This window comes from Desulfobacter sp., from assembly GCF_050177295.1.
In genome coordinates this window covers 1-8,841 of record NZ_JBFXHE010000175.1, presented here as the reverse complement: position 1 = coordinate 8,841, position 8,841 = coordinate 1, and the positions used below count along the sequence as shown (strand labels likewise).

Genomic DNA, 8,841 nt, shown 5'->3' with positions numbered 1-8,841 from the left:
TGTTTGCCTATACACCATAATTGTGATAGAGAATTTAAATTATGACTCAGATTATCAGTATTGCCAATCAGAAGGGCGGAGTGGGTAAAACCACCACAGCAGTCAATCTGGCTGCCTGCCTTGCCAAACTTAAAAAAAAAGTGCTGCTTGTGGATTGTGATTCCCAGGCCAATACCACAACCGCAATGGGGGTGGACAAACCCGCCTTGAAAGCGTCTTTGTATGAGGGTTTGATTGGTGACGCCGGCATTGAGGATATGCTTTTACCCACCATGCTGCAGGGTCTGAACCTGGTGCCGGCCAATGTTGATCTCATTGGATTTGAGGTGGAGATGATGTCTGCCCCAAGACGGGAGGCCCGGCTCAAGGAGTTTTTGTTTCCCGTGTCCGACAAATTTGATTTCATTATCATCGACTGTCCCCCGGCATTAAGTCTTTTAACGCTGAACGCTTTTTCCGCAAGCCATGCCGTTGTCATTCCCCTGCAAAGTGAATTTTTTGCCCTGGAAGGATTAGGGCAGCTTTTGGATACAATTAAGCGAGTCAAGAATGCATTTAACAAGAGTTTGATAATCAAAGGTATTTTGGTGACAATGTTCGACCGCAGGACCAATCTGTCCCAGAATGTGGTGGATGACGCCAGCCAGTATTTCAACGACCTGGTGTTCAAGACAAAAATTCCCCGTAATGTGAAGCTTGCAGAGGCCCCAAGTTATGGTCTGCCGGTTATTCTGTATGACAAGACATCACCAGGTGCTAAAAGTTATATGTCCTTTGCCAGGGAACTTTTAAAACGATGATGAACAAGAAACGGAAAAACACCGGTCTGGGCCGGGGAATATCAGCGCTTATCCCCGATATGGAAGAACCTGAAACAAATTCGGATTTTTTCTTTTGTCATATTGATCAGTTAAGCCCTAACCCCTACCAACCAAGAACCCGGTTCAGTGAAGAGGAACAGGAACGGCTTACCCAGTCCATTGCCCAGCAGGGCGTGCTCCAGCCCCTTTTGGTCAGAAAAATGGATGGTGCCTATGAGCTGATTGCCGGAGAGCGGCGCCTGCGGGCCGCAAAAGCAGCCGGACTTGCCCAGGTGCCTGTTATTATCCTGGATCTCACGAACGAGCAGGTGCTTGAAGTTTCGATTATTGAAAATATCCAGAGGGAGAACCTCAACGTGTTAGAGGAAGCTGAAGCCTATTTCCGGCTCATGGACGAATTTGGATATACCCAGGAAAAGGTGGCCGATAAAATCGGCAAGAACCGGTCCACCATTGCCAACCTGCTGCGTCTGCGCAGCCTGCCCGAAGAGATCAAAGAGAGTCTGATTTCCGAGAAGATCAGCATGGGGCATGCCCGGGCACTGTTGGGGGCAGGCTGTGTTGAAAATCAGCTCTATTTGTTCGCCCAGGTGGTGGATCAACATCTGTCGGTGCGGGAAACCGAACGTCTGGTCAATCAGGCTAAAAAACAGCCCCAGAAAATTGCAGTAAAAATTAGTGATGACGAAAAACAGTTTCTGGAAGAGACCTCCTCCCAGATATCCTCCCGGATCAACTATCCGGTCTCCATCAAAAAAAGCGGGGGCCGTGGAAAAATCGAAATCAAATTCTCCTCCGGGGCAGAATTCAACCGTCTTGTGGAGTTGCTGAGCAAAATCTCATGAAAATTTCAATTGCTAAAACAGCCGGGTTTTGTATGGGCGTCCGCCGGGCCGTGGACATGGTCTTGGATGCATCCAATAAGGCCAAGGAACCCATTTATACGTATGGCCCTTTAATCCATAATCCCCAGGTCCTGGAGATGCTGGAAAGCAAACAAATTTTTCGGATGGACACGATTCCTGAATCCGGGAAAGGCATTGTGCTCATCCGAGCCCACGGGGTGCCGCCCCAGGATGAAAAGGCACTGGCTGATGCCGGATTCACTGTGCTTAACGCCACTTGTCCCCGGGTGGTAAGGGTCCAGGTGATCATCGACAAATATTCAAAAAAAGGCTATGACACCATTATCCTAGGCGATGAAAAACATCCCGAGGTTATCGGGCTTCTGGGATATGCCCGGGATAAGGGGCATACCATCACCAGTCTGGATCAGTTTAAGGAACTTCCCAGGTTTGAAAAGGCAGTGGTGGTCGCACAGACCACGCAGAATACCAAGATTTTTGCGGATATCAAGGCCTGGTGCCGTAACAATGCCCCCCATTACGAAATTTTTAACACCATCTGCGATTCTACTGAAAAACGGCAGAATGAGGTCAGGAAGATGGCCGGTACCCATGACGCCGTCATTGTTGTGGGGGGAAAATTTTCCGGAAATACAAAGCGCCTTGCCCAGGTGGCTGCGGAGACCGGAAATCCGTCCATGCACATTGAACAGGCATCGGAAATCGACTATGCATCCATCTCCCATGTACAATCCATTGCCATTACCGCAGGGGCTTCCACGCCCAACTGGATTATCAATGATACCTGCAGCAGGGTGGAACAGGCGTTCAGGGAAAAACGGCCCGGGCGAAGAAAAATTATGGCCGTGCTGGATGTGTTGATGAAAACCAACATTATTCTGGCCGCAGGCGCAGGTTGTCTGACCCTAGGAACCGCCATGATTTCCGGCGCACAAAATCCGGGTATACCAGCGCTCATTGCCATGTTTTATATTCTGTCCATGCAGATCATGAACAACATGATGACCATCGGGTCCGACACCTACAACAAACCGGCCCGGGCAGCCCTTTATAAAAAACACAAGGGATGGCTTCTGCTTGTGGCGTTCCTGTCCGGTGCGACCGGGCTTTACCTGGCATGGACAAGGGGATGGGGGTATTTGGGTGTGCTGCTCATCATGATGCTGTTGGGCATGTCATATAACCGTACCATTGTCCCCTCTTTTTTCTCCGGACGCAAAATTTACCGAATTAAGGACATGCCCGGATCAAAAACCATTCTCATTGCAGCGGCATGGGGTATTGTTACAAGCCTGATGCCCGGACTTAGCTTTAACGCACACTTCGGATTGACCCTGGTCGCCTTTATTTTTGCCACAGGCCTGGCGTTTGCCCGCACAGCCTTTATGGATATCCTGGCTGTCCAGGGAGACAGGATTGCAGGCAGGGAAACGCTTCCCATTCTTCTGGGCAAAAAGAAAAGCCTCAAACTTGTTTGTTACACCCTTGTGGCCGCCATTATCATTCCTTTGATTTTACCTGTCTGGGTGTCTCCTGTTGTATGCGGCCTTGCCCTGATACCGGCTTTTATGCTTATATTGATCATACGGTATGAAAAAGACAGGGAAATTTCCGCTAATCTTTATGAGTTCTGGTTTGAGTTCCCCTTGCTGATTGCAGGCGTCATCGCCGCTGCCGGCTGACAGGTATCCTTATCTTAAGGAAAATGTAGGAAAATATATGGCAACCAGGTCAAAACAAAACAAGACTGTTCCGTTAATCGGAACCCTGGCTGTTAAACATCAATTCATCAGTGAAGAACAGTTGCAAAAGGCCCTTGCCCAATGCAGTGATAACACCAATTTAGAAGCAGAACTCAAAGAATACTTTCTTGCAGGCAACCTGATTTCATCCCAGAATATCCACCGGCTGGCCATGGCAGCCAAGGCCATTACCATCCACCAGCAGGAACACCGGTTCGGTGCCATCGCCCTGGCCAGGGGTCTTGTCAATAAAAGCGTTCTGGATCTGGCCTTGGAGGAACAAAAGGAGCAGCTTAAAAAGGGGAAAAAGCCCAGGCGCATCGGGGACGTGATGGTGGAAGCCGGTCTGATCACACTAAAACAGCGGGATGATATACTTAAACTTCAGAACCGGGCCTGCAAGCCACCTGACCGGACCAACAAACCGCTGTCAAAAACAGAACCCGCGAAGGATGTGCCGGTTCTCGCCCATGGTGAAAATCAGGCTGCCCCGGGCCACGATGCGCTTCGCCCATCTGCAGACAACATCCCGAAGCCAACCCCGGAATCCAATGGCGGCCCGGTCCTTGACCGGATGGAACAGGTGGCGCAGATATGCGGCGGCCTTTTACTCCAAGTCACCTGCGATCATCTGTCCGCATTTTTATCAAAAACCTGTGATATGAATCCGGATATCTCGGCCGTGGTTATTCGTACGGCTCTGGCGGAAAAAGGGGTTGTTTTCGGTCTGGCACCTGATGACCGGATAGAGGAATTTATCAGATCCCCCATGGCAGATTCCACTTTTTTCAGTGTGGCCCAGGGGGTGGAGCCGTCCCCGGGCAAAGATACCAAAATAGAGTTCTTTTTCAATACAGATTATCTGAAAACCGGCGGCATGGATGATTCCGGCAATATTGATTTCAAACACAGGGGCCCAAGGCCGCTGGTGGAAACAGGCACTGTGCTGGCTGAAAAAATTGCAGGGAGCACGCCCCAGCCGGGCAGGGATGTCTACGGCAATACCATTCAGGCCCTGGGCGGAACAGATAACCCCTTTCGTGTCGGTGCAGGTGCCGTGTTGTCCGAGGATGGTCGGAAAGTGCTGGCCACGGTCCGGGGGGTCCCCAGGATTACCCTGGCCGGGTTGATTGTTGTCCATGAAGAATCCGCCATTAACGGAAATATTGATAATGACACCGGGCCTGTTGAATTTAACGGTAATATCCGTGTCACCGGGACCATAAAATCCGGTGTCCGCGGTGTTGATATTACCGCACAGGCAGTGGACAATGCAATTGTAGAAGCCAGCGGAGATCTGATCATTGCCTGCGGCATCAATGACGCCCGGGTCTACGCCCGGGGCAATGTGTATGCCCAATCCATTACCCATAGCAAAATTGTTTGTATGGGTGATGTTTTTGTTACAAAAAAGATTGTGGATTCAACCATTGAATGCTCCGGAGGCTGTTCCATTATCACCGGTATGCTGGTTTCAAGCCGGGTGTCCGCCAAAATGGGGCTGATGGCCCGCAGTATCGGTTCAGGCACTGTCGGTCCTTCCAGGATCAGGGTCGGGCATGATGCGTTTGCCGCCCGGGAACTGGAAAAGAACAGTGCCGGGATGGTGCGGTTTGAAGAGGCAATTCAGGACCTTTGGAAGAAAAAGAGTGCGGTTCGCAGACAGGCGGCCGGTCTTAAAAAACAGATGACTGAACTGGCCCGGGTCAGGGAACGGATCCAGGTTAAGTGCCGGGAAATTGAATCACAGCCGGAACTGCCCCCGGGTAACCGGGACTTCCTAAACAGGCGTTTAGCTGAATTCAGGAAAAATCTAAAGGCTGCGGAAACCAAAATACAGATGTGTGCAGCAAAAACCAGAGACCTTGTAAGACAGGCTGCAAAAGTGGACCGGCAGATACTAGAACCTTCGGCGTCAAAAAAGACCCTGGCTGATGAGAAAAAAAATCTGATCAGCTGGTCGGAACATACCCCGGGAAAGGCCCGGGTGGCCGTGGACGGTGAAATCATGCCCGGCACTGTCATTACGGGGCTGCACAGCAGTTTTGTGGCTGATACTGAACTTTGTCATGTCCGGATTACGGAACGGCCCGTTAAATCCGATGAGGGGAAAAAATCTGAAATTATTTACCAGATGCAGGTGGACAATTTTTGAGATAACCTGTGTCGTCCGGCAGGCCGGGCATGCGGGCTGTTGAATTTGCAAGGCGGTCGCAGGCTTCGTTCAAAGGATTGCCGGCATGGCCTTTTATCCAGATGAACCGGATATCAAGGCCTGGCATCAGATCCAGGAGACGCTGCCACAGATCAGGGTTCATGACTGGGGTGCCGTCGGATTTTTTCCAGCCCCTGCATTTCCATGCCTTTGCCCAGTTTTTGGTGATACCGTTGACAACGTACCGGGAATCCGAATGCAGACAGATGGGACGGGCCTCCCCTTCAAGGGTCTCAAGGGCCTTGATAACAGCCAAAAGTTCCATGCGGTTGTTGGTGGTCAGATTAAACCCGCCGGAAAATGTTTCCCCTGTTTCAAATACCACGCCATATCCCCCGGGACCGGGGTTGCCGATGGCCCCGCCGTCCGTATATACCATTACGGCATCTTCCGGGTATTCATAATCGGCATAATCGGCTGGCTGCTGTCCCCCGGTTTTTTTTTTCTTTGGGGTACAATCAAGATTTTTAGTTGAAGACCTATAATTTGTGTGGGAAGGATCCGCCAGAAAGGCCAAAGCTTCCGGTTCTGTTTTAAAACTTTTGAACCGGGCCCCTGCAAATCCTTTGACCTGGCGCTCGGCCTCGGGCCATGATGTGAATATACCTGTTTTTCGGCCCCTGGCCACTGCGTAGAATTTCATGGGCAGAATATAAGGGTAAAGAACCGGGATGTAAACCGTATATTTCCGGACAGACACTGTTCGTGGTAATACGAAGTAAAGAAACATCTGTGTATCAAAATTGGGCTGTTTCTTGAAATAAATATGCAACCGGTGTAGAGTGTTGAAACAATAACGGATCAATTGCAGCCTGTTGCCTCCGGTTTCATGTCCCATAACCTGAAAAAAAGGGGTGTCGGACAAAACAGGCGGTTAAACAGTTTGCATTAACCATGAAGGAGGTAAAATGGAACCTAGTAAATTCCGTAAATCAAGACTGGCCATCAACCGTTTGTGTGAACAAATGGATCAGCTCATAGAAGATAAGGAGGTAGATGAGTCAAGGGCCTGTTTTGACCAGGCATTCGGTGAACTGGACGAATTGAGGCCTAAGGCTTCAGGGGATATTCAGGAACGTTCGGTTAAGAACCTGACAATGAAACTCAAGGGCATGGAAGACAGGATTTCCAAGTTAAAAACCAAGGGAACAGCATCATCAGGCCCGGGATCCCGGGTGAAAAACAATATTGAATGGGATATTGACCGGGTGGCACAATTATCAAAAGCCTTTCTTGAAAAAGTACTGGAAAACATGGCAGGCGATCCCGGGTCAAACGTTCTTTTCGGAACTACGGGCAAAGGTATCCGGCCCAATTACCAGATTGAATTCAAAGACGGTAGAATGGCTTCGTTTACAGGTTCCGGCCATAAACCTAAAGCAGGCGCAAAAGATCAGGGCGCAAAAAATTTATCTGCGGCTTTTCCCTTCCAGGACATTTACGCCATTTTAAATAATGCGGGCGATATTTGAAGGATTAAAACGGATGAAAACAATCAGAACACGGGTTTTCTTCGCATTCATGTTTTTTGCAATGCCCGTTTTTACCCAGCAGCCCCTGGCTGCAGGCACCTCATCAGCCACACAGACCCTTAAGGTCAGCATTGACGCTATCCTTGATGTGCTTAAAACACCTGAATTTAAAGGGGATGAAAAAAAAGAGATTCGCAGGCAGAAAATCCGTGACATTGTCCTGCATGGTTTTGATTTTGGGCGTATGGCCCAGTCCAGTCTTGGAAAACACTGGAGAGGACGCACCCCGGAAGAAAAGCAGGATTTTGCGGTCCGGTTCCAGCGTCTGCTTGAAAATACATATATATCCAAGCTTGAAACCTATACCAATGAAAAGGTGGTCTACCTTGATGAGCAGCGCGAAACGAAAAAGGAGCGGGAATACGCAAAGGTTCAGACCCAGATTATTACTGCGGATGGTACTGAAATCCCCATTGCCTACATGATGCACAGACAGGGTACAAATCCCTGGATGGTGTTTGATATCAACATCGAAGGGGTGAGCATGGTTAATAATTACCGCTCTCAGTTCGGTGAATTCCTTGCCCAAAAATCGTTTTCAGAGCTTCTCAAAGATATTGATGCAAAAAACAGTTCTGAATCAGGTGGAATCCACAACAAAACATAAGGTCTTTTCACCTTTCAAACCCATGCCGGCCCGCAATTCAACGGGTCGGCATATTATATTCATATCCCTTTTCTTTCTGCTGCCGGTCAATCGTTTTTGGCCAGTGCCGAATTCCCACCAAATTCTAATACGATTTTAATTTTTATATATTACCATTAAGAATCCTAATGCGTTAGCATTGGGTTGCGGCTAACCATTTTGGGGTTTGCAACTGCACTATGAAAAGGAACCAAAGGAGAAAAACTGCGTGTCGAAACACAATCCTAACTTTTGGCTAATACAATATTAAAGTGAATCTAATAAATTTGAACAAGGTGTTTATTGAATGCTGAAACAAAAGCATTCCAATTTTTTTAAGGAACACAGATGACGACGATTCATTTACTTTTAACCCTTTTGACGCTAACCATAGCAGGCTTTTTTATAGGCCGCAGCAAGGCCATGGCTGTTTGCTCTGCCCAGGGTGGTCCAACCACACTTCATTCCAGACCGATATATTACGGGATCCTGACCTCCCTTTGGTGTGCGGTGCCGGCCTTGATCGTTTTTTTGTTCTGGCTGATCTTCCAGTCCACCATCATCACGGATCTGGTGATTGCCGATCTTCCTGGCCAGATCCGCTCCCTGCCTGAAGCCCGCCTTAATCTTGTTGTCAATGATATCAGAAATCTTGTGGCCGGTAATATTGTGGGCGGTAAGATCAGTCCTGCCATCCAGGCTGCAGCCGACCATTACAGAAGCCTTGAGATGACCGGCCAGGCCGCGTTAAGCGTTATCGTAACGGTAATGGCCATGGTTGCTGTTGCAGGTGTGTGGTTAAAAATTACACCCGTGCTTCGGGCCAGGAATCATGTGGAAAAGGTTATTGAAATTCTGCTCATTGGCTGCTCCACCCTGGCTGTTTTTACCACCATCGGTATTGTTCTTTCCGTACTTTATGAGGCGATTCGGTTTTTTAAGATTGTGCCGGTACATAAATTTTTGTTCGGACTTGAATGGAGCCCCCAGATGGCCATTCATACAGAACAGATCGGATCTTCCGGTGCATTCGGGGCGGT

General features: G+C 49.0%; 8 protein-coding genes. 7 read left to right on the top strand and 1 reads right to left on the bottom strand.

Annotated features, from left to right (window positions below):
- Positions 1–41: 41 nt before the first annotated feature.
- The 4 genes from AB7U36_RS13020 to AB7U36_RS13005 are packed head-to-tail and all read left to right on the top strand — an operon-like array spanning position 42 to position 5,584.
- On the top strand, positions 42–800 hold the full coding sequence (locus AB7U36_RS13020) for a ParA family protein (protein WP_428160193.1): 759 nt from the start codon (positions 42–44) through the stop codon (positions 798–800).
- A complete protein-coding gene (locus AB7U36_RS13015) occupies positions 797–1,666 on the top strand; it encodes a ParB/RepB/Spo0J family partition protein (RefSeq protein WP_428160192.1) in 870 nt (289 codons plus the stop codon). Before AB7U36_RS13020 ends, AB7U36_RS13015 begins: the two co-directional genes overlap by 4 nt.
- Positions 1,663–3,369 carry a 4-hydroxy-3-methylbut-2-enyl diphosphate reductase gene (gene ispH / locus AB7U36_RS13010; RefSeq protein ID WP_428160191.1) on the top strand — a complete coding sequence of 569 codons (1,707 nt, stop codon included), beginning with the start codon at positions 1,663–1,665 and terminating at the stop codon, positions 3,367–3,369. The genes AB7U36_RS13015 and ispH overlap by 4 nt, the downstream gene beginning before the upstream one ends.
- 37 nt (positions 3,370–3,406) lie before the next feature.
- On the top strand, positions 3,407–5,584 hold the full coding sequence (locus AB7U36_RS13005; RefSeq protein WP_428160190.1) for a flagellar assembly protein A: 2,178 nt from the start codon (positions 3,407–3,409) through the stop codon (positions 5,582–5,584).
- Here AB7U36_RS13005 and rnhA read toward each other — a convergent pair.
- Positions 5,553–6,374: a ribonuclease HI gene (gene rnhA, locus AB7U36_RS13000; RefSeq protein ID WP_428160189.1), complete on the bottom strand. Its 822-nt coding sequence runs from the start codon at positions 6,372–6,374 to the stop codon at positions 5,553–5,555. The two genes, AB7U36_RS13005 and rnhA, sit on opposite strands and share 32 nt — an antisense overlap.
- Positions 6,375–6,552: 178 nt before the next feature.
- Here rnhA and AB7U36_RS12995 point away from each other — a divergent pair, with 178 nt between their 5' ends.
- The 3 genes from AB7U36_RS12995 to AB7U36_RS12985 form a co-directional block, all read left to right on the top strand.
- Positions 6,553–7,116: a hypothetical protein gene (locus AB7U36_RS12995; protein ID WP_428160188.1), complete on the top strand. Its 564-nt coding sequence runs from the start codon at positions 6,553–6,555 to the stop codon at positions 7,114–7,116.
- A gap of 13 nt (positions 7,117–7,129) precedes the next feature.
- Positions 7,130–7,783, top strand: a complete 654-nt coding sequence (locus AB7U36_RS12990; RefSeq protein WP_428160187.1) for an MlaC/ttg2D family ABC transporter substrate-binding protein — start codon at positions 7,130–7,132, stop codon at positions 7,781–7,783.
- Between the two features lie 366 nt (positions 7,784–8,149).
- On the top strand, positions 8,150–8,841 hold a 692-nt coding region (locus AB7U36_RS12985; RefSeq protein WP_428160186.1), incomplete at its 3' end, for a phosphate ABC transporter permease family protein.